At 58.2% G+C, this 20395-nt stretch carries 18 protein-coding genes, 4 tRNA genes and 1 riboswitch; of the genes, 4 read left to right on the top strand and 18 right to left on the bottom strand.

From position 1 onward, the window contains the following. Window positions 1-7 precede the first annotated feature (7 nt). The 4 genes from tnpB to CRN80_RS16350 form a co-directional block, all read right to left on the bottom strand. Window positions 8-343 carry an IS66 family insertion sequence element accessory protein TnpB gene (gene tnpB / locus CRN80_RS31730; protein WP_065874732.1) on the bottom strand — a complete coding sequence of 112 codons (336 nt, stop codon included), beginning with the start codon at window positions 341-343 and terminating at the stop codon, window positions 8-10. Continuing rightward, complete coding sequence (locus CRN80_RS16360; protein WP_098950582.1) at window positions 340-657, bottom strand: transposase; 318 nt, start codon at window positions 655-657, stop codon at window positions 340-342. Before CRN80_RS16360 ends, tnpB begins: the two co-directional genes overlap by 4 nt. 96 nt (window positions 658-753) lie before the next feature. Continuing rightward, window positions 754-2403 carry an ATP-dependent endonuclease gene (locus CRN80_RS16355; protein WP_098950581.1) on the bottom strand — a complete coding sequence of 550 codons (1650 nt, stop codon included), beginning with the start codon at window positions 2401-2403 and terminating at the stop codon, window positions 754-756. Window positions 2404-2718: 315 nt separating this feature from the next. Then, window positions 2719-2793 (bottom strand) — tRNA-Arg (locus tag CRN80_RS16350). A 468-nt stretch (window positions 2794-3261) separates the two neighbouring features. Here CRN80_RS16350 and CRN80_RS16345 point away from each other — a divergent pair. The 3 genes from CRN80_RS16345 (at window position 3262) to CRN80_RS16335 (ending at window position 4403) form a co-directional block, all read left to right on the top strand. Next, on the top strand, window positions 3262-3489 hold the full coding sequence (locus tag CRN80_RS16345; RefSeq protein ID WP_098952627.1) for a hypothetical protein: 228 nt from the start codon (window positions 3262-3264) through the stop codon (window positions 3487-3489). 11 nt (window positions 3490-3500) lie between these two features. Then, a complete protein-coding gene (locus tag CRN80_RS31725; RefSeq protein ID WP_003193590.1) occupies window positions 3501-3680 on the top strand; it encodes a PA3371 family protein in 180 nt (59 codons plus the stop codon). Between the two features lie 396 nt (window positions 3681-4076). Then, complete coding sequence (locus CRN80_RS16335) at window positions 4077-4403, top strand: Arc family DNA-binding protein (protein ID WP_003193592.1); 327 nt, start codon at window positions 4077-4079, stop codon at window positions 4401-4403. Between the two features lie 102 nt (window positions 4404-4505). Here the strand turns inward: CRN80_RS16335 and mgtE are convergent, their stop codons facing one another. From mgtE to ltaE, 8 genes are all read right to left on the bottom strand, one after another. Then, window positions 4506-5948: a magnesium transporter gene (gene mgtE / locus CRN80_RS16330; RefSeq protein ID WP_098950580.1), complete on the bottom strand. Its 1443-nt coding sequence runs from the start codon at window positions 5946-5948 to the stop codon at window positions 4506-4508. Between the two features lie 349 nt (window positions 5949-6297). Further along, a tRNA-Arg gene (locus CRN80_RS16325) sits at window positions 6298-6374 on the bottom strand. A gap of 72 nt (window positions 6375-6446) precedes the next feature. Continuing rightward, window positions 6447-6523, bottom strand: a tRNA-Arg gene (locus tag CRN80_RS16320). 108 nt (window positions 6524-6631) lie between these two features. Further along, a tRNA-Ser gene (locus CRN80_RS16315) sits at window positions 6632-6722 on the bottom strand. 62 nt (window positions 6723-6784) lie between these two features. Continuing rightward, window positions 6785-6973, bottom strand: coding sequence for a carbon storage regulator CsrA (gene csrA / locus CRN80_RS16310; protein ID WP_003175645.1), 189 nt, complete (start codon window positions 6971-6973; stop codon window positions 6785-6787). A 173-nt stretch (window positions 6974-7146) separates the two neighbouring features. Continuing rightward, window positions 7147-8388 carry an aspartate kinase gene (locus CRN80_RS16305; RefSeq protein ID WP_098950579.1) on the bottom strand — a complete coding sequence of 414 codons (1242 nt, stop codon included), beginning with the start codon at window positions 8386-8388 and terminating at the stop codon, window positions 7147-7149. 94 nt (window positions 8389-8482) lie between these two features. Further along, window positions 8483-11101, bottom strand: coding sequence for an alanine--tRNA ligase (alaS, locus tag CRN80_RS16300; RefSeq protein ID WP_098950578.1), 2619 nt, complete (start codon window positions 11099-11101; stop codon window positions 8483-8485). Between the two features lie 146 nt (window positions 11102-11247). Then, on the bottom strand, window positions 11248-12252 hold the full coding sequence (gene ltaE, locus CRN80_RS16295) for a low-specificity L-threonine aldolase (RefSeq protein WP_098950577.1): 1005 nt from the start codon (window positions 12250-12252) through the stop codon (window positions 11248-11250). Window positions 12253-12442: 190 nt separating this feature from the next. Continuing rightward, window positions 12443-12612, top strand: a riboswitch (FMN riboswitch). Window positions 12613-12709: 97 nt separating this feature from the next. On the opposite strand from ltaE, the gene CRN80_RS16290 reads away from it, so the two are divergent. Beyond that, the gene (locus tag CRN80_RS16290) at window positions 12710-13219 is read left to right on the top strand and encodes a 6,7-dimethyl-8-ribityllumazine synthase (RefSeq protein ID WP_003193604.1); all 510 of its coding nucleotides are present in this window, start codon (window positions 12710-12712) and stop codon (window positions 13217-13219) included. 641 nt (window positions 13220-13860) lie between these two features. Here CRN80_RS16290 and astE read toward each other — a convergent pair. The 6 genes from astE to aruF form a co-directional block, all read right to left on the bottom strand. Next, window positions 13861-14865, bottom strand: coding sequence for a succinylglutamate desuccinylase (astE, locus tag CRN80_RS16280; protein WP_098950575.1), 1005 nt, complete (start codon window positions 14863-14865; stop codon window positions 13861-13863). Between the two features lie 11 nt (window positions 14866-14876). Further along, window positions 14877-15164 (bottom strand): hypothetical protein, encoded by a 288-nt coding sequence (locus CRN80_RS16275; protein WP_003175651.1) that lies wholly within the window; start codon window positions 15162-15164, stop codon window positions 14877-14879. A gap of 26 nt (window positions 15165-15190) precedes the next feature. Continuing rightward, window positions 15191-16537, bottom strand: a complete 1347-nt coding sequence (astB, locus tag CRN80_RS16270) for an N-succinylarginine dihydrolase (RefSeq protein WP_098950574.1) — start codon at window positions 16535-16537, stop codon at window positions 15191-15193. A gap of 156 nt (window positions 16538-16693) precedes the next feature. Next, window positions 16694-18163, bottom strand: a complete 1470-nt coding sequence (gene astD / locus CRN80_RS16265; protein WP_178081034.1) for a succinylglutamate-semialdehyde dehydrogenase — start codon at window positions 18161-18163, stop codon at window positions 16694-16696. Then, window positions 18160-19185, bottom strand: a complete 1026-nt coding sequence (gene astA, locus CRN80_RS16260) for an arginine N-succinyltransferase (protein ID WP_003193612.1) — start codon at window positions 19183-19185, stop codon at window positions 18160-18162. Before astA ends, astD begins: the two co-directional genes overlap by 4 nt. 51 nt (window positions 19186-19236) lie before the next feature. Next, complete coding sequence (gene aruF / locus CRN80_RS16255; RefSeq protein ID WP_003175655.1) at window positions 19237-20256, bottom strand: arginine/ornithine succinyltransferase subunit alpha; 1020 nt, start codon at window positions 20254-20256, stop codon at window positions 19237-19239. Window positions 20257-20395: the final 139 nt, after the last annotated feature.

Genomic DNA, 20395 nt, shown 5'->3' with positions numbered 1-20395 from the left:
GGAGCATTTAAAGCAATGTAATTGCGCCGCCCGCACCGACTCGTTGCCAAGGCAATCCAAGCACCAGCGCCTGGAGTTGTTCGGGGTCGAGTTCGACCTCCATCCCACGATGGATGCCTGGCCAATGAAACTTACCTTGGTTCAAGCGCCGCGCCGCCAGCCAGATACCGACGCCATCGTGCACCAGGACTTTCATCCGGTTCGCCCGGCGGTTGGCGAAGAGGTAAGCGCAGTGCGGCTTCGCCGCACCGAACACTGCGACCACTCTGGCCAACGCGGTCTCAGTGCCGGCGCGCATGTCCAGGGGCTCGGTGGCGAGCCAGATGGCATCGACACGAATCATTGGGCCAGGCCACGAATAAAACACGCGCAGCCGTCCGGATCCGAGGCTGGCCACTTTACGGTGATGGATTTATCACCCAGAGGCAGCGAGATGGTGACCATTTCTTCTGTTGCTCGCCTTGGTACCGCTTTTACTGGAACAAAAGCCGGCAAGGTTGCAGGCGATTGATCCCGGTAAGCAGGTAGCCACTTGCGGATCACGTTAGCGTTGATGCCGTGATGGATGGCCACGCTGGAAATCGTCGCTCCGGGTTGCAGACATTCCTGGACGACCTGGGCTTTGAATGGTTTGGGGTAAGAGCTTCGTTGGCGCATGAAAGTCCTAGCGATAAGGGCGATGGTGTCCGCTTAAAAATACGCGGACACCATCGCCCTTAATGCTGGAGTTCGGTAGGTGCCTTGGCCGGACGGTTACCTTCCAAGAGCCTGCATCGCCAAAGACCTTACCCCAGCATCACTTGGCTGTAGCTCAGGCACCATCACGTTTCCACTCTCGTCGCTGATCTTCAGATCGAGTAGAAAAGACCAAAGACGTGACGCTGGAACCTCAGCAGCAAGCAGACCCTCGAAGCCCTTGTAGGGGTGTTCAGTGTTTATCTCATAGGTATCGGCCAACGCTTGGAGCACCTCGGGTTTTCGATTTCCTTTGGGAAGAAGATCGTAGAAGGCAAACGTCCGAAGCCCCAAAGTTTTAAAAAACTTGCCGAATTTGGGTACATTCGACTCGCCATCCGCGTCAAAGAATGCCACCCCAGAAATATCCAGCGGCTGGAGACTCGGATCCTGTTCTTCCATGCGACGAGCAATCACTGGCATAGCATGCAGCTCGGTTACCCCCTCAACGACGATGACACCGCGACTTAACATGCACTCAGAAAGCCCCGACTTAGCGAATCGTCTGTAATCATTATCTTTAAGTCCGGTCGCATCCGAGACTTTCCGAGATGTGACAGTACCTGCGTCATGTCGGGCAAGCAGCAGCGTTTGACTAGGCTCAAACTTCTCGATCACAAAGGGAGAATGAGATGTGACGAACGCCTGCGTCGTTTTGGTGAGAAGGTACTCGGCGATCCTTCGCTGAGTATGTGGGGGAACAGCGATCTCAGGCTCTTCCATCGCAAAGATCACATCAGACTTGAGGTCAGCAATAAGTGACAGCAGCGCCAGCACCAGGGTGTTAATCGTTCCAGTGCCGGCATGGGCAAACGGAACATGCGCCTGATCAGCGGACAGCGCCATGAAAAAGGTCAGCGTTTTCCGAAGATGCTCTCTGGTAAGTTCCGATACGTGGAGCTTCGTGGCATTGCCAGGCGATTCAAGGGCTACATATCTGGAGAGCCTTTTTTCAACTGATCTAAGGACGGGAGCTATTTCAGTCGCATCGGCTTCGATGTCTAGGCTTTGAAGCCGAGATATCGTTTTCTGCCAGAGGCTGTGCCTTACACCCTTAGCTCTCAGGATAATGTCCAGCAACGACCCCCGCTCCAAACTGAGCGCTCGCGATCCCGTCCTAAGGGTGCGTAGATAAAGAAATCCGAACTGTCGCTTGATGGTCTTTGGAACAGCCGTCAACTCACCCAATGGTGCATCAGGGCTATGAGAGAAATAAGTCCTGGCGACAAACTCGTCCTCCTCGATGTCGTAGAGACCAATGGTCTCGATCCTTAGGCAAGGTACGACATCGGGTGGATTCGCAGCGGCGATTTCACCAGCCGCGAGAACGCGCTTTTCTAACAGGTGCCAAAACTCCGAGTTACCTCCACACCGATTACTGACCTCGACGCTCAACCCAATCAGGACAGCCTCGATGCGCAGGCGAATTGGCGTAGGCGGCAATCCCTCTTCTAGAGACGGGAACAGATAAATTCCGTTGTAAAAGTCATGCTCATCTATGGGGGGGAACCGATTGAGTCGATCCGGGCCCAATACCAGATCCAGAGCCTCACAGATGGTGCTTTTCCCTACGTTATTCGTTCCAACCAGGAGCGTATGCCCATCGAAGCAAAGACTGGCGCACCGAATCCCGCGAAAATTCTCTATGCCGAGTTTGACGACCTTCATTCTGATCCCTCAGTTGATTCTACGAGCCACTATAGCAGTGGCACGAAATCACAAGGGGATGGATAAAAAGGCCTATAAGCCATGCCTGATGTGAGCTAGCTGACACTTAGACGCGGTTGATATGCGCAGAGGATCGCGCACAGCGCAATGATTGACTTGATATCGGTCAAAGCGAATGAAAATCGAAGCTTGCCGACAGAATGCATGGCGCATGCCTACGTTGCGATGGATGTGCAGGTCAGCGCGAGGCCTAGCTGACCCGAGCAAGGTCATGCTGAGCAAGAAGAGAAGTAGTGACTGAAGTAGTGACTAAGATGGTGTCCCCGGCAGGAATCGAACCTGCATCTGAGCCTTAGGAGGGCCCCGTTCTATCCGTTGAACTACAAGGACTATAGAGATAACGGCTTGAATACAAACAGAAAAATCAAAAAACCAAACCAACAGCGATCACAACTTATCACTGCGCCCTGTCCCTTGCAAGAAATCGTGTCTAGCCTTTAGGAGGGGGATGCTCTATCCAATTGAGCTACTGGGACAAATGCCACGCTTACCCTGAAGGGCTAGCGACAGACGGCGTGCATCTTAACGGCCGAGGCTGGTTTTGTCATGTCGTCCGTTGGCATTTTGACTGTAGGCCAATCCTTGCGCGTACGTTCATCGCCTCATCCAGCATGCCAAGACCTTCACCGTTATCGTGCAAATTGCACTGCGCCAATATGCCATCATTGCAAACTGCAACCCAGCGCCCTCAAAAAACAAACTTAACTCGTTGTTTTTATTGGAATAATAGATTGGCACGACATCTGCAAAGTCATAAGCACAAAACCAATCGTTCCAGGCACCGTGGAGACAATGATGATGAACAGCGCCCTTCTACTCGCACTGAACGCTGTGGCACTGGCTACGGTGGTGACGTTTCATTTTCAGCCGACCAATACTGAAGACGGCGCGCAAATCAGCCAAGCCATTCCCCACCATCTGCAACAGCGCCCTCAGTTGGCACTGATGACTGCACCCCCCCAGTCTCCCATCCGCCTGACCCAAGATACACAACCAGCGCCAGCGGCCGAGCATTGGGTTTTCTGAGAACACTATTCATGTCTAAATCTGCCTGGTTGTTTCTGTGCCTGACGCTCCTATCTGTTGCGCTAGGCCTGGGAGCTACATCACAACAAACTCAAACCCTAGCCTTTGTCGCCAGCGCCGTGCTGGGCAGCCTACTGGTACTGACGCTCATCAAGGGTCGCCGAATCAAATTCGATCCGCTCCTGCGTTAACCCCCCCTTCCCCACCTCCCTCCCCTACCTTATGTCGCCTGACACTCGTAAATAGGCGAACAGCTACTAACCTTAAGCCTGAGGGCAAAAGGCCATATCGCTATAGGACGGGCGCCCTTCAACCCAGAGGCGGTGCAGGCTTGAGCGAAAATTGACGAGCTTCGCTGCACTCGCGGGATTTTTTCCAACCAGTCCGCAAAAACGCAAATCAGTACTGGCATAAAGCCTGTAGGCGGTTCAATATTTGTCACAGAATTGACGCCAATGAAATGTCAAATCTGAGGCATGATGCGGCCTCTTTGCAATTCGGGTTGAACTTTGGTCGTGAGCCTTGTCTTAACACTCATCTTGCGGCCAATTCCAGAAACCGCTCCCCTGAACTAACCGGTTAAATATATGCGCCCATTGAAACAGGCAATTTATTCCAGCCGTACGGCTGACAAATTCGTCGTACGTCTGCCAGACGGAATGCGGGAACGCATTGCCGAGGTGGCTCGCAATCATCACCGCAGCATGAACTCCGAAATCATCGCACGCCTGGAACAAAGCCTTATTCAGGAAGGTGCCTTGGGTGAAGAGTTGAGCATGCGCCTGGACAGCCCCGAGCTGTCACTGCACGAACGCGAACTGCTGCAGCGTTTTCGTCAGCTCTCCCACCGCCAGCAAAATGCTCTCGTCTCGCTTATCGCGCATGACGTGGAGGCGGCCGCAGAAGCCAATTGATTGACACCTGAAAGCCGAAGCCAGCCATGTGCTGGCTTTTTTTTGCCTGGAATTTGGGAAATAAGAAGCAAAGCGAGGGCAGGTTTGCCCCCGCTGGAAGGGTCAGAGCAGGAAGATCGTTGCCAGGCCCAAGAAGATGAAGAAGCCACCACTGTCAGTCATGGCCGTGATCATCACACTGGCCCCCATGGCGGGATCGCGACCTAGACGCGCCAAGGTCATTGGGATCAACACCCCCATCAAGGCCGCCAGTAACAGGTTAAGGGTCATGGCTGCAGTCATGACCACGCCCAGGGACCAACTACCGTAGAGCAAGTAGGCCACCACGCCAATCACGCCGCCCCACACCAACCCGTTTATGAGGCCTACCGCCAGTTCCTTGCGCAGCAGTCGTGAGGAATTGGCGGTACTGACCTGGTCCAGCGCCATGGCGCGTACGATCATGGTGATGGTCTGGTTCCCGGAGTTACCGCCAATGCCCGCCACAATCGGCATCAACGCCGCCAACGCCACCAGCTTCTCGATAGAGCCTTCAAACAACCCGATCACGCGAGAAGCGATAAACGCGGTAATCAGATTGATAGCCAGCCAGGCCCAGCGGTTATGCAGTGAACGCCAGACCGACGCGAAAATATCTTCCTCTTCACGCAAACCTGCCATGTTGAGGACTTCGGTTTCACTTTCTTCACGGATCAAGTCAACGATTTCATCGATGGTCAGACGACCGATCAACTTGCCGTTCTTATCCACCACCGGAGCCGAGATCAAGTCGTAACGCTCGAATGCCTGGGCCGCGTCGTAGGCATCCTCGTCCGGATGGAAACTCACGGTATCGCTGGCCATCAGGTCAGCAACTCTCTTCTCCGGATCATTGACCAGCAGGCGCTTGATCGGCAAAACGCCCTTGAGGATCCCCTCATAGTCGACCACAAACAGTTTGTCGGTGTGGCCGGGCAATTCTTTGAGACGGCGCAGGTAACGCAACACCACTTCAAGGCTGACGTCTTCGCGGATGGTGACCATCTCGAAGTCCATCAGTGCGCCGACCTGGTCCTCGTCGTACGACAGCGCAGAACGCACACGCTCACGCTGCTGCGTATCGAGCGCCTCCATCAACTCATGGACAACATCACGGGGCAGCTCAGGGGCCAGGTCCGCCAGCTCATCCGCGTCCATCTCCTTGGCGGCAGCCAGGAGCTCGTGGTCATCCATGTCGGCGATGAGCGTCTCACGCACCGAGTCCGATACTTCCAGAAGGATGTCACCGTCGCGATCGGCCTTGACCAACTGCCACAGGGTCAGTCGGTCATCCAGCGGCAAGGCTTCAAGAATATAGGCGACGTCGGCGGAGTGCAGGTCATCGAGCTTGCGTTGCAACTCGACGAGGTTTTGCCGGTGAACCAGGTTTTCGACGCGGTCGTGGTTCGGACCTTCCTGGCGATGCGTGAGGTCTTCGACCACGCGCTGGCGCTGCAGCAGCTCGATAACTTGAGCCAGACGATCCTGCAGGCTTTCTTGTGTTTTCTTTACTTCTACTTCGGTCATAGGCGAACTCCACTCCCAGCAGCGGGGCACGCCGGAAGGATCAATCAGTCAATTCATGATTGGTAAAACGGGGTACTGAGTAACTACTGGGTAAGTCCATGGAGGTATTCCACAAGCCCCGGCGGGGCTGACGGGCGCATGATACACCGCCCGGACGTTTTAAACGTTAAAAAACTGGAAAGAACAAGCGCTTGCACGCCAAAGCTCAGTATTGGCTGCATCTATGAACTGCGACGACGCAAGCGCGGGGGAAAACACATGAGGAGGGGAGAAAAAGGAGAACGCCGGATAAAACCTACACAAACCCCAGACGGCAAAAAGCCCGCACTAGGCGGGCTTTTTGTTTGTATGGTGCACTCGACAGGATTCGAACCTGTGACCGCTCGGTTCGTAGCCGAGTACTCTATCCAGCTGAGCTACGAGTGCAGATTGTGTTTTTAGACCAGATCACAACTGGTTGAAGCCAAGCTACCTGCATCGCTGCAACTAACTCTTAAATGGTGCACTCGACAGGATTCGAACCTGTGACCGCTCGGTTCGTAGCCGAGTACTCTATCCAGCTGAGCTACGAGTGCATTTGTTGCCGCGCATTATAGGCCGTTCAATCTCTATGTAAAGCTATTTTTTCGAGTATTTTCAACAACTTACCGAAAAAACCAGATTGCAACGTACTAAGCAAATAATGGCGGAGAACGGGGGATTCGAACCCCCGACACCCTTTTGAGGTGTACTCCCTTAGCAGGGGAGCGCCTTCGGCCACTCGGCCAGCTCTCCGCAACACGGGGCGTATATTAACCACGTTCCTCCCCGTTTGCAAACATAAAAAACGATAAAAATTAAAGGCTTGGTTCTTCGTCCTTCTCTTTCTTGATCCGCAGGTAGATTTCCTCGCGGTGGACAGCCACCTCTTTCGGAGCATTAACCCCAATACGTACTTGATTGCCTTTGACGCCGAGCACGGTCACGGTGATTTCGCCATCACCGATAATCAGGCTTTCTGCGCAACGACGAGTCAGAATCAGCATACCTTTCACCTCACGCATTTCAGTTCAGGAACAACAGTCTGCAAAAAAAAAGCATTCAACCTACAACCAAAAGGTCGTAGCCCTACTCGCTAAGTATTGTCGAGCCCATGCAAAAGACCATGTACCCCACAAAAAAATGAAGGCGCGGTAAACCGCGCCTTCCTGGCAACGCATTACTCGCCCTGTCGGGCCGGAGCATCCAGCTCAAAAGCGGTATGCAGCGCGCGTACAGCCAGTTCCAGGTACTTCTCTTCGATCACTACCGAGACTTTGATTTCCGAGGTGGAAATCATCTGGATGTTGATACCTTCCTTGGCAAGGGCCCCAAACATACGGCTGGCAACCCCAGCATGGGAACGCATGCCCACCCCAACGATCGACACCTTGGCAATCTTGGTATCGCCGACCACTTCACGGGCGCCAATCTCGCTCGCCGTGTTCTGCAGGATTTTCAATGCCGCATCGTATTCGTTGCGGTGCACAGTGAAGGTGAAATCGGTGGTGTTATCGTGCGAAACGTTCTGCACGATCATGTCGACTTCAACATTCGCATCGCTGACAGGGCCCAGAATCTTGAAAGCCACGCCCGGGGTGTCTGGCACGCCACGGATCGTCAGCTTGGCTTCATCGCGATTGAAAGCGATGCCGGAAATGATCGGCTGTTCCATGGATTCCTCTTCATCAATAGTAATGAGGGTGCCCGGACCCTCCTTGAAGCTGTGCAATACGCGCAGCGGAACGTTGTACTTGCCGGCGAACTCCACCGCGCGAATCTGCAACACCTTGGAACCAAGGCTGGCCATTTCCAGCATTTCTTCAAAGGTGATCTTGTCCAGGCGCTGGGCCACTGGCACGACGCGTGGGTCAGTGGTGTAGACGCCATCCACATCGGTATAGATCTGGCATTCGTCAGCCTTGAGCGCTGCTGCCAGGGCCACACCGGTGGTGTCCGAACCGCCACGACCGAGCGTGGTGATGTTGCCGTGTTCATCCACGCCCTGGAAACCCGCTACAACTACCACGCGCCCTGCTTTCAGATCAGTACGAATTTTCTGATCATCAATTTGCAGGATCCGCGCCTTGGTATGCGCGCTGTCTGTAAGAATGCGCACCTGGCTACCCGTGTAGGACACCGCTGGCACGCCACGCTTGTTCAGCGCCATGGCCAACAGCGCAATGGTCACCTGCTCGCCCGTGGAAACGATCACATCCAGCTCACGCGGCAGCGGCTGTTGATCACCACTGATGGCCTTGGCCAGATCGATCAGGCGATTGGTCTCGCCACTCATGGCCGACAGCACCACTACCAGGTCATCACCGGCATCGCGGAACTTCTTAACCTTGTCGGCGACCTGCTCGATTCTTTCGACAGAACCGACCGAGGTGCCTCCAAATTTCTGTACGATCAAAGCCATTTCCAAGCCGCCTCAGCCCGTAAAGGGGCGCCTAATATCAATCCACCCGCACTGAACAAGCCCGTGACTAGACCACGGGCCGGTTAACAGTGCCTTAAATACCTGCCTCGACAAATGGCACGGTCAAGGCCAGCGCCGCGTCCAGAGCTGCGGCATCGACACCACCGCCTTGCGCCATGTCCGGACGACCACCACCCTTGCCGCCCACTGTCGCAGCGGCTTGCTTCATCAAATCACCGGCTTTGAGTTGGCCAGTCAGGTCCTTGGTTACACCAGCAACCAGAACGACCTTATCCTCATGGACACTGCCGAGCAGGATCACTGCGCGGCCGAGCTTGTTCTTCAACTGATCGACCAAGGCCAACAGCGCCTTGCCATCCTGGCCGTCCAGGCGCGCCGCCAGGACTTTTACGTCCTTGACGTCAACCGCCGCTGCCGACAGGTCATCACCTGCAGCGCTGGCCGCCTTGGCCTGCAACTGCTCCAGCTGTTTTTCCAGCGCACGGTTGCGCTCCAGCACGGCGGACAGCTTGTCGATCAGGTTGTCGCGGCTGCCCTTGACCAGGCCGGCCGCTTCCTTGAGTTGTTCTTCGGCCGCATTGAGGTAAGCCAGGGCCGCAGCACCGGTCACCGCTTCAATACGACGCACACCCGAGGCCACACCGCCTTCGCTGATGATCTTCAGCAGGCCGATATCGCCGGTGCGGTTGGCGTGGATACCACCACAGAGTTCTACCGAGAAGCTGCCGCCCATGCTCAGCACGCGGACTTCATCGCCGTACTTCTCGCCAAACAGCGCCATGGCGCCTTTGTTCCTGGCGGTCTCGATATCGGTTTCTTCGGTTTCAACCGGGGTGTTCTTGCGAATCTCGGCGTTGACGATGTCTTCCAGGGCCTTGATCTGCTCAGGCTTGATCGCTTCAAAGTGACTGAAGTCAAAACGCAGGCGCTGGCTGTCCACCAACGAACCTTTTTGCTGCACGTGCTCGCCCAGTACCTGGCGCAGCGCAGCATGCAGCAAGTGAGTGGCCGAGTGGTTCAACGCAGTGGCATGCCGCACGTCGGCATCCACCTGGGTGTCTACGGGCGCGCCCACCGTCAAGTTGCCCAGCACCAGCACACCGTGATGCAGGAACGCACCGCCGGTCTTGGTGGTGTCGCGCACGTCAAAACGACCGGATGTCGAGCTCAGGAAACCGCAATCGCCAATCTGGCCACCGGACTCGGCATAGAATGGCGTCTGGTCCAGCACCACAACCGCCTCTTCACCTTCGCTCAACACGTCGACCGACTTGCCGTCTTTATAGATAGCGACGATCTTGGCCGAGCCCGCAGTGGCCTTGTAGCCGGTGAACTCGGTCGGTACGTCGACCTTGACCAGGGTGTTGTAGTCCAGGCCAAAGGAGCTGGCAGAACGTGCACGTACGCGCTGGGCTTCCATTTCACGCTCAAAACCGGCTTCGTCGACGGTCAGCTCGCGCTCGCGGGCGATGTCGGCAGTCAGGTCCATCGGGAAACCATAGGTGTCGTACAGCTTGAACACCACATCACCCGGCACCACGGTGCCTTTGAGCTCAGCCAGGTCCTGTTCCAGAATCTTCAGGCCGTGCTCCAGGGTCTTGGAGAACTGCTCTTCTTCAGCCTTGAGCACCCGCTCGATGTTGCTTTGCTGTTGCTTGAGTTCCGGGAAGGCATCGCCCATCTCGGCAACCAGTGCGGCCACGATCTTGTAGAAGAAGCTGCCGGTAGCGCCCAGCTTGTTACCGTGACGGCACGCGCGACGGATGATGCGACGCAGCACGTAGCCACGACCTTCGTTGGACGGCAGCACGCCATCGGCGATCAGGAAACCGCAGGAGCGGATGTGGTCCGACACCACCTTGAGCGAAGACTGGCCTTCATTGGCGCAACCAATGGCCGCCGCCGAGGCGCTCAGCAGGTTGGTGAACAGGTCGATCTCGTAGTTGGAGTGAACGTGCTGCATCACCGCACTGATCCGCTCCAGGCCCATGCCGGTGTCCACCGACGGTGCCGGCAGCGGATGCAACACGCCGTCGGCGGTGCGGTTGAACTGCATGAACACGTTGTTCCAGATCTCGATGTAACGGTCGCCGTCTTCTTCTGGCGAGCCTGGCGGGCCACCCCAGATATCGTCGCCGTGATCGTAGAAAATCTCGGTGCACGGGCCGCACGGGCCGGTATCGCCCATGGTCCAGAAGTTATCGGACGCGTAAGGCGCGCCTTTGTTGTCGCCGATACGGATCATGCGCTCGGCAGGTACACCGATTTGCTGGGTCCAGATGTCATACGCCTCGTCGTCCGTCGCGTACACGGTGACCCAGAGTTTTTCCTTGGGCAGCTTCAGCACGCCGGTGAGGAAGGTCCAGGCGAACGTGATCGCGTCTTTCTTGAAATAGTCGCCGAAGCTGAAGTTACCCAGCATCTCGAAAAAGGTGTGGTGACGGGCGGTATAGCCGACGTTTTCCAGGTCGCTGTTCTTGCCGCCGGCGCGTACGCACTTCTGGCTGCTGGTGGCGCGGGTGTAGGCGCGCTTTTCCTGGCCCAGGAAGCAGTCCTTGAACTGGTTCATCCCCGCGTTAGTGAACAGCAGGGTTGGGTCATTGCCTGGGATCAAGGAGCTTGAGGCTACACGGGTGTGACCTTGCTCTTCGAAGAAGCGAAGGAAGGCTTCACGGATTTCTGCGCTTTTCATTAGGTTCTTCCACGGAGGCTGCGGCCAAAGGCCAGTGCGCAACATCATCAGACGGAGCGACGGCAAAGGGCCGCATTATATCGGCCCTTTGCCGGTGGTACAGCGTGTTTATGTGATAGAAACAGTCAATTAGACGGCCTGCACTGTCATTTCTGCGAAAACGCGACGAATGTCTGCACCACTTGCTCGATCTGCGCCCGGCTCACATCCAGATGGGTGACCATGCGCAGGCGCGGCGCGGCACTCAACTTGACCCCACGCTCGGCAGCAAAAGCCTTCAGCGCCTGAGCCTGATCGCCTACCTGCACATACACCATATTGGTCTGCACCGGCTCGACGCTGTAGCCGGCCTTGCGTAACGCATCGCCCAGCCTTTGGGCGTTGGCATGGTCCTCAGCCAGGCGCTGTACCTGGTGGTCCAGGGCGTACAGACCCGCTGCCGCCAGGGAGCCGGCCTGGCGCATGCCGCCGCCGACCATCTTGCGCAAGCGCCGAGCCTTGGCGATCAGCGCCGTCGACCCACACAGCACCGAGCCGACCGGCGCGCCGAGGCCCTTGGACAGGCACACCGACACCGAATCGAAATGCTGGGCGATTTCTCGCGCATCCACGCCCAGCTTGACTGCCGCGTTGTAGAGGCGTGCGCCATCCAGGTGCAGGGCCAGGCCATGCTCGTGGGTAAATGCACGGGCCTTGGCCAGGTAATCCAGCGGCAGCACTTTGCCTTGCATGGTGTTTTCCAGCGCCAACAGGCGTGTGCGGGCGAAGTGGAAGTCGTCGGGCTTGATGGCTTCAAGCACCTGGTTCAGATCAAGGGAGCCATCGGCTTGGACTTCCAGGGGCTGCGGCTGGATCGACCCCAGCACCGCCGCGCCGCCGCCTTCGTATTTGTAGGTGTGGGCCTGCTGGCCGACGATGTATTCCTCGCCGCGCTCACAGTGAGCCATCAACGCCAGCAGGTTGCTCATGGTGCCGGTGGGCACGAACAGCGCTGCGGCAAAGCCCAGGCGCTGGGCCAGTTCGGCCTCCAGGCAGTTGACGCTGGGGTCTTCACCGTAGACATCGTCGCCACTGACGGCGCTGGCCATCGCGTCGAGCATGCCGGGAGTGGGTTGGGTCACGGTGTCGCTGCGCAGGTCGATCACGGTCATCAAGGGGGCCTCTAACGGAATGGATAAGTCCTTTTGTGTGTGATTACTGCGGGCAAAGCCACGGAATATCAAGCCCCGATTACATTCAATCGAATACCAACCAAACAAACCGATATAAGTTATCGAGACGGCAACCGTGCAGTTTTTGAAAAACCATGTTAAAAACTCTGCGCCGCCAGGGTTCTGGCGGCAACGTTCTCAGGGCGGGGTGCAATTCCCCACCGGCGGTAATTGCACGCAATGTGCATAGCCCGCGAGCGCTTGGCGCCTTGAACTGCTCAGGCAGGACGGCGACAAGGTCAGCAGACCCGGTGTGATCCCGGGGCCGACGGTCATAGTCCGGATGAAGAGAGAACGGGATTGGCACCTAAGGGCCGCGCGCCTGTTTGCGCATGCGTACCCTTAAATCCCATTCGATTCATAACGCCCTGTTTTTTTCTTAAACAGGAGTCAGAACATGCAACCCACCGCAATTGACAGCAAAAGCAAAAACCATCACGGCGAGCGCGTCGCGTTTATCCAGGCCTGCTGGCACAAGGATATTGTCGACCAATCGCGCAAAGGCTTCCTCGCCGAAATGATCGCCCAGGGTTATCAGGAATCGGACATCGACTTCTTCGAAGTCGGCGGCGCCTTTGAAATGCCCCTGCACGCCAAGCTGCTGGCCAAGACCGGCCGTTACGCCGGCATCGTCGCTGCCGCGCTGGTGGTGGACGGTGGCATCTACCGCCACGAATTCGTCGCGCAATCGGTGGTCAGCGGCCTGATGCAGGTGCAGTTGGAAACTGAAGTGCCGGTGTTCTCGGTGTCCCTGACGCCGCACCACTTCCATGCCGGCAGCGAGCACACCACATTCTTCTACGAGCACTTCGTGCACAAGGGCCAGGAAGCGGCGCGCACCTGCGCCGATACGCTGCACAAGGTGCGTGCGATCCGTCGTAGCGAGCCGCGTGCGGTAGCGGTCTAAACCCAGTGTGGCTTGCCTGCGATGCAGACACCTGGGTGTATCAGTGATACCCAGGTGATGCTATCGCAGCATAGGTATCTACATAACTCTGTGGGCTTTAGCAGCAGACGGTAACCACGATGCGAAGCGAGTCGCTCTTGATCTTGATCTGCTTTTGATCTCAGGCGCCCCGTTAAACCACGCTGGCCGGAATTCGACAGGGATTTGGGGGGTAAACCGGCAGGGATGCCGGTTTAGCCGCCCCGCGCCATGGATGGCGCGTGGCGGCGGCCCCCCAAATCACTGGCGGATTACGGGCACACCGAGCCTAGGCGAGGTGCCGAGTGGTGGGGCAAGAGCGTTTTGCTTACTTTTGCGCTGTTCAAAAGTGAGCCGCCGTCAGGGCGGAACCCTAGGTGGCCGTTACCGCAGGAATGGATATGTACACAATCCAACTGTGTCGGCTGCCAGGCCGCCTTCGCGAGCAAGCCCGCTCCCACATTTGAATCGCGGCGCGTTAGTGAGATCGACGCCGGCTGTTAGGCCGTCACGGGAGCAAGCTCCCTCGCCACAGGTTCAGCACCACAATTATGTAGATACCTATGGCTATCGCACCACATTTACATATCGCACCACATTTACATCGGGTCAGGCCTTGAGATCTACACCAGGCCGGCATCGGTGGTTGGCACGATCAGTATCCCGGCGCGCAAGCCGTTCTTCACCTTTGGGTTGGGGAAGATGATGCGGGCGCCCTCCTCCTCGATCACCCAGCGGGTCTTGGCCACGTCTTCGGCCAGCAGGTAGCCCTTTTCCAATTCCGAAAAGTTTTCCACATCTGCGGGCAGGTGCATCAGGAAGGCGTCGCTGTGCTTGATCACTTCTCGCGCAACGGCGAAGAGTTGCAGGCCGTCGAGGCTACCGGTCTCAGGCTCGTTACCCTCGATGATCTGCTTCAGACGCGCTTCCAGGCGCGACACGTCCACTCCGTCGTTCTGCCCGAACGGCCGCGCCTTGCCCAACTCCAGGGTGAACGCCTCGGCGCCGAGTTGCTCGTAGGTAAACGCGGTGAAGGTAATCGAGGTTTTATTCTGCAACAGCACCGCCTGCATGCCGGCAGCGTTCAAGCGCTCCAGCTCACGGCGCGAATGCTGTCGGTCTTCCTTCCACGGGTACAACGCGAACTGCTCGATTTTCGAACCACGAATCGCGGTATGCAGGTCGTAATGCAGGCGCGAGCGGCCAGGCAGGCTGAAAAAGCTGCGGGCCAATTGCTCAAGCTCGGCGGCGCGCATGGCTTCGGGGCCGATGTTTTGTTCATGACGGCCGTTGAACAGCCGGTTGACGTCCAGTTCGAGGTAACGCTCACCGCGGCGCATGGCCTCGGTATTCCCGAACAGGAACAGAATACGGGTGCGGGGTTTGATCTCCCCGCGGGCAATGCCATGCAACAGGCGGTCGAGCAGTTCGATCGGCGCGGTTTCGTTGCCATGGATGCCGGACGACAGCAGCAGGTCGCTGCCGTTGTCCAAAGCTTCAGGAGGACGCACTTCAAGCGCGCCTTCGCTGAGCCAGCGCATCTGCACGCCGTCGACAGTCAGTTGAATTTTTTGCGCCGGTTCACGACCGGCGAGGGTCAGTTCAAGCAGTTTGCCGAGGGCGAGCATAAGCAGCTTCCTTAGTGGTTGCAGCCTGGGCCGTGGACGTGATCGTCGTCGTCACCTTCAACGTCGGCCGGTTCCATTTCCAGTTGCAGGCTCATCAGGTTGGTGGCCAACGGGCGCATCAGCAGGTTGGCGTACTCGGCGTCGCCTTCTTCTACGTCCACGCCAATCAGCAGTTGGCCGCGGCCATCGTGCTGGATCCAGATCTCCTTGCCCTGCCAGACCACGGCGACGCGGGTGCAGGAGGTTTCCAGCTGGGTGCCGTCGGTGTCTTCAAGGATGAGTTTCAGGGTGTCGGTCATAAATAAAATATCTCAGCCGCGTGGCATTAATTGATCTGGAAAGGATAAACCGAGCCCAGTTTAAGGATTTGCGTCAGTTCATCCAATGCCGTCCGGCACTCAAGCAGCAACTGCGGGTCAGCCAGGTCGGTTTCGCGCAGGCTGTCGCGGTAGTGCTTGCCCACCCACTGGGTCAGGGTTTCGTACAACGGCGCGGTCATGATAACCCCTGGGTTCACGGCCGCCAGCTCGGTTTCGTTCAACGCCACACGCAGGCGCAGGCACGCCGGCCCACCGCCATTCTGCATGCTTTGCTTGAGGTCGAAGACCTTGACCTCGCGAATCAGCCCGCCGGAAGCGGTCAGGCCTTGCAGGTACTGCCATACGCGCTCATTGGCGCGGCATTCTTCCGGCACGATCAGCAGCATCGAACCGTCAGGCCGAGTCAGCAACTGGCTGTTGAACAGGTAGGAACGCACCGCGTCCTCGACACTGACCAACGCGCGAGGCACACACACCGACTGGAAGTTGCCGCCCAGCTTGCCCAACTTGCCGTGCAGTTCGGCGAGCATCTGTTCAGTGTTGAGGAACGCATCCTCGTGATAGAACAGTACCTCGCCGTTGCCCACCGCGATCACATCGTTGTGGAACACACCGGCATCGATCACCGCCGGGTTCTGCTGGGCGTACACCACGCCGTCATCCTTCAAGCCATGCAGGCGCGCAACGGCCTGGGAGGCTTCCAGGGTCTGGCGCGCCGGGTACTTCTGCGGGGCTGGGTAACGGGGGTCGAAGGCACTACGGCCGAAGACGAAAAACTCGACGCCCGCCTCGCCGTACTCACGGCAAAAACGCGTGTGGTTGGCCGCGCCTTCATCGCCAAACTGCGCCACGGCCGGCAAGGCGGCGTGGTGGGCGAAGTGCTTGCCATCGGCGAACATCGCCCCCAGCACGCGGCTGGTGGTGGGGTGTTCGATGCTGCGGTGGTATTTGCAATTGAGGTTGGCGGCAGTGAAATGCACGCGGCCGTCTACGGTGTCTGCGCTTGGGCTGACGGTGGCGGCGTTGGCTACCCACATGCTGGAAGCCGAGCAGCTCGCTACCAGCAAAGGCATGGCCTGCTTGGCGGCCTGCTCAATCACCTGGGCGTCGGTGCCGCTGAAACCCAAGCTGCGCAAGGCGGCCACATCCGGGCGTTCCTGGGGCGCCAACACACCTTGCACAAAGCCCATGTCCATCAGGGCTTTCATTTTCTGCAGGCCCTGCAACGCCGCTTCCTTCGGGTTGGAAGACTGCTGGCTGTTGCTTTGGGACGCGACGTTGCCGAAGGACAAACCGCCGTAGTTATGGGTCGGCCCCACTAGACCGTCAAAATTGACTTCACAGGATTTCATCGGCGAGGCTCCACGAACATCTGTTTTTATAGGCATCAAATCACTTGAATACACCACAGATCCCTTGTGGGAGCGGGCTTGCTCGCGAATGCAGTATGTCATTCAACATTTGAAGTGACTGAACCACCGCTTTCGCGAGCAAGCCCGCTCCCACATTTAGATCAGCGTTATACCTGGCGTGAGCGTTGCCGGGACTATCAGGCTCGGCGTCTCCAGCGACGCCACCGGGTACGCGCAATAATCCGCCGCGTAATAGGCGCTGGCGCGATGATTGCCCGACGCCCCGACACCACCGAACGGCGCGGTACTGGCGGCGCCGGTCAACTGTTTGTTCCAGTTGACGATACCGGCGCGGCTTTCCAGCCAGAACTGCTGGTAACGCGCTTCGGAATCCGACAACAGGCCAGCGGCCAGACCGTATTGGGTGTTGTTGGCCTCAGCGATGGCACCGGCAAAATCCGCGTAGCGGATCACCTGCAGCAGCGGGCCAAACAGCTCTTCGTCTTCACGTTCCGTCACAGCGGTCACGTCGATGATGCCAGGGGTCAGCAACGCGGCCTGAGCCTGAGGTTGGGTCATCTCCAGCAGCGCCACGGCGCCATTGGCCAACATCAGTTCCTGGGCTTGCATCAGCGCTTTGGCCGCAGCAAGTGAAATCACCGAGCCCATGAACGGCGCCGGTTGCTGGTCGAAAGCACCGACTTCAATGCTCGCACTCACCGCCACCAGGCGCGCCAGCAAGGCATCGCCCCAGGCACCTTCAGGCACCAGCAAGCGGCGGGCACAGGTGCAACGCTGGCCTGCCGAGATAAACGCCGACTGAATGATGGTGTACACCGCCGCATCCACGTCGGCGACTTCGTCCACGACCAGCGGGTTATTACCGCCCATTTCCAGGGCCAGGATCTTGTCCGGGCGCCCGGAGAACTGCTGGTGCAAGTGGTTGCCGGTGCGGCTGGAACCGGTGAAGAACAGGCCGTCGATGCCTGGGTTGGCCGCCAGGGCGATGCCGGTTTCCCGCGCGCCTTGCAGCAGGTTCAGCACGCCCGCCGGCAAACCGGCTTCGATCCAGCACTGTACGGTCAGCTCGGCGACCTTGGGGGTCAGCTCGCTCGGCTTGAACAGCACGGTATTACCGGCCAGCAACGCCGGAACGATGTGCCCATTCGGCAAGTGCCCAGGGAAGTTATAAGGACCGAACACCGCTACCACACCGTGGGGTTTGTGGCGCAACACAGCGGTGGCGTCGCCCAGGAGGCCGCTCTTCTCGCCGGTACGTTCGCGGTAGCTTTGCACCGAGATCGCAATCTTGTTGGCCATGCTGGTGACTTCGGTGGCTGATTCCCACAGCGGCTTGCCGGTTTCTTCGCCAATGCAGCGGGCGATTTCATCGGCACGGCTTTTAAGCGTGGCGGCGAAGGTTTCCAGCACGCTGATGCGTTCTTCGAGCGAGCGCTTGGCCCATGCCGGGAATGCCTGACGCGCAGCCTGCACGGCGGATTCGACCTGTTCGGCGCTGGCGCCATTGCCGGCCCACAGCACTTGCTGGGTCACCGGGTTGCGCGATTCAAACAGTTCACCCTGGCCAGCCAGCCAACTACCTGCGATATACAGCGAATTCATTATTTCGACTCCCGAGCAGCAGACAACGCAACAGCACGCACTTGATCACCCACCACCAGTTGCAGGCGCTTGGCGGTCTGCGGATCGACCACCAGGGTGCCTGCCGCCAGCCGAGCCGGAGCGGCGGTGATACGGCACTCCTCGCGCTTGCGGTTATGAATCAGGAACGGCGTGGCGTCGTCCCCCGGTGTGCCGATGGCCAACACCAGTGACTGGCTGTCGCGCACCGCACGGATCTTGCTGGTTTCACATTCCACCGCAGGGCCTGCGTCGAAAATATCCACATAGCCCTGGTAGCTGAAGCCTTCGCTCTTGAGCATGCTCAGGGCCGGCTCGGTGTCCGGGTGGACCTTGCCGATCACATTGCGTGCGTCTTCGGAGAGAAAGCAGCTATACAGCGGAAACTTGGGCATCAGCTCAGCGATAAACGCCTTGTTGCCCACGCCAGTGAGGTAGTCGGCCTGGCTGAACTCCATTTTGAAGAAGTGCCGGCCCAGGCTTTCCCAGAACGGCGAACGCCCGGCGTCGTTGGACACACCGCGCATCTCGGCAATGATCTTATTGCCGAACAGTTGCGGGAACTCGGCGATAAACAACATGCGCGCCTTGGCCAGCATGCGACCGTTAAGGCCGTTGCGGTAATCGGCATGCAAAAACAACGAGCACAATTCGGAATTACCAGTGAGGTCGTTAGCCAGGAACAGCGTCGGAATCTCACGGTAGATATTCAGCTCCTGGGACGCGCTGACGGTCAGCCCCACCCGGAAGTTGTACCACGGCTCGCGCAGGCCGACGGCGCCAGCAATGGCGGAGATTCCCACCACGCGGCCTTCATCGTTTTCCAGCACGAACAGGTAGTCGGCATCGCCGCGCCCGGCTTCGCCGCGAAAGGTTTTTTCCGCCCAGCCCACCCGGTGGGTCAGGCGCTCTTCGTTGGCCGGCAAGGTGGTAAGGCCGGTGCCAGTGCTGCGCGCCAGATCAATCAGGGCCGGTAAATCGCTGCTGCGTACGGGACGAACGATCATGCTATCTCCTCGAACGGGCCGCTGTTGTCAGCCACCCGCGAAACTCTCTTTTTAAACCGCAACCAGGCGCACGCTGGCGCCTTCGCCAACACCCAGCGCTTCTGCTGCTGCCAGGTCCAGGGTCACCGGTTTGCCGGGCGCGTAGTCCAGCTCCAGCATCACCGCACGGTAATCCTGCAACTGCGCGTTACTCACCAGGTACTGGCGGCCAACGCCCTTGACCATCTCGCCGATCTTCACCGGCACCACGCGGCTCTGGGCGATCGAGCGAATGCCCGAGACCCGGGCGTGCAGCGTCGGGCCGCCGTCGAAGATGTCGATGTAATGGTCAGTCTCAAAGCCTTCACGCATCAGGATGTCGAAGGTGATTTGCGCACGCGGGTGCACCTGGCCCATGGCCTCTTGCGCTTCGTCCGGCAACAGCGGCACGTAGATCGGATAGTGCGGCATCAGCTCAGCGAGGAAGGTGCGGCTTTTCAGCCCGCACAGGCGCTCGGCGGCGGCGTAGTTGAGGTCGAAGAAGTTGCGGCCGATGGCATCCCAGAACGGCGAGTCACCGTTCTCGTCGCTGTAGCCGACAATCTCGGTCACCACCGAGTCGGCAAAGCGCTCGGGATGGCTGGCAACAAACAGCAGACGGCCACGGGAGTTGAGTTCCGACCACGGCGAACCGACCAGCTCCGGCACCACATAGAAGCTGGTGAGCAGGCTGTTGCCGGTAAGGTCGTGGCACTGGGAAAGCACGTGGATCTTGTTGTGGATCTTCAGCTCGCGGGAGGCGTGCACGAAGGTCTCGTTACGAAAGCTGTAGAACGGCTCGGAGTAACCGGCCGAGGCCACGATGGCCGAGCAGCCGGCAAGCTTGCCGGTCTCGGTGTCTTCCAGCACGAAGAAATAGCTCTCTTCACCGTTGAAACTCACCTCGGCGGCGAAGGACGCTTCGCTGGCCGCGATCTTGTCGCTCAGGCGTTCCACATCATCCGGCAAGGAGGTGACACCAATCGGGCTGTCCGCAGCCAGACGCTGTACCTCGCCCAGATCAGCCATTTGCGCGGGGCGCATCACCAGCATGGTGTCACTCCTTAACTCGAAAACTCACAGAGGAAAAAATACCGGACACGGGCTCCGGATACACATCGGTCTCAATGTGTAAGCAGATCCATGTGGGAGCTGGCTTGCCTGCGATACAGACAACTCGGTCTATCAACGG

The organism is Pseudomonas sp. FDAARGOS_380 (assembly GCF_002591235.1).
Classification (GTDB): Bacteria; Pseudomonadota; Gammaproteobacteria; order Pseudomonadales; family Pseudomonadaceae; genus Aquipseudomonas; species Aquipseudomonas salmasensis.
Note: the sequence above shows the minus strand (reverse complement) of the source record. Positions and strands in the feature narration are given on the sequence as shown.

Coding starts and splice junctions, on each gene's coding strand:
- tnpB (WP_065874732.1), bottom strand. CDS start 343: ATGATTCGTGTCGATGCCATCTGGCTCGCCACCGAGCCCCTGGACATG.
- CRN80_RS16360 (WP_098950582.1), bottom strand. CDS start 657: ATGCGCCAACGAAGCTCTTACCCCAAACCATTCAAAGCCCAGGTCGTC.
- CRN80_RS16355 (WP_098950581.1), bottom strand. CDS start 2,403: ATGAAGGTCGTCAAACTCGGCATAGAGAATTTTCGCGGGATTCGGTGC.
- CRN80_RS16345 (WP_098952627.1), top strand. CDS start 3,262: ATGAACAGCGCCCTTCTACTCGCACTGAACGCTGTGGCACTGGCTACG.
- CRN80_RS31725 (WP_003193590.1), top strand. CDS start 3,501: ATGTCTAAATCTGCCTGGTTGTTTCTGTGCCTGACGCTCCTATCTGTT.
- CRN80_RS16335 (WP_003193592.1), top strand. CDS start 4,077: ATGCGCCCATTGAAACAGGCAATTTATTCCAGCCGTACGGCTGACAAA.
- mgtE (WP_098950580.1), bottom strand. CDS start 5,948: ATGACCGAAGTAGAAGTAAAGAAAACACAAGAAAGCCTGCAGGATCGT.
- csrA (WP_003175645.1), bottom strand. CDS start 6,973: ATGCTGATTCTGACTCGTCGTTGCGCAGAAAGCCTGATTATCGGTGAT.
- CRN80_RS16305 (WP_098950579.1), bottom strand. CDS start 8,388: ATGGCTTTGATCGTACAGAAATTTGGAGGCACCTCGGTCGGTTCTGTC.
- alaS (WP_098950578.1), bottom strand. CDS start 11,101: ATGAAAAGCGCAGAAATCCGTGAAGCCTTCCTTCGCTTCTTCGAAGAG.
- ltaE (WP_098950577.1), bottom strand. CDS start 12,252: ATGACCGTGATCGACCTGCGCAGCGACACCGTGACCCAACCCACTCCC.
- CRN80_RS16290 (WP_003193604.1), top strand. CDS start 12,710: ATGCAACCCACCGCAATTGACAGCAAAAGCAAAAACCATCACGGCGAG.
- astE (WP_098950575.1), bottom strand. CDS start 14,865: ATGCTCGCCCTCGGCAAACTGCTTGAACTGACCCTCGCCGGTCGTGAA.
- CRN80_RS16275 (WP_003175651.1), bottom strand. CDS start 15,164: ATGACCGACACCCTGAAACTCATCCTTGAAGACACCGACGGCACCCAG.
- astB (WP_098950574.1), bottom strand. CDS start 16,537: ATGAAATCCTGTGAAGTCAATTTTGACGGTCTAGTGGGGCCGACCCAT.
- astA (WP_003193612.1), bottom strand. CDS start 19,185: ATGATCGTTCGTCCCGTACGCAGCAGCGATTTACCGGCCCTGATTGAT.
- aruF (WP_003175655.1), bottom strand. CDS start 20,256: ATGCTGGTGATGCGCCCCGCGCAAATGGCTGATCTGGGCGAGGTACAG.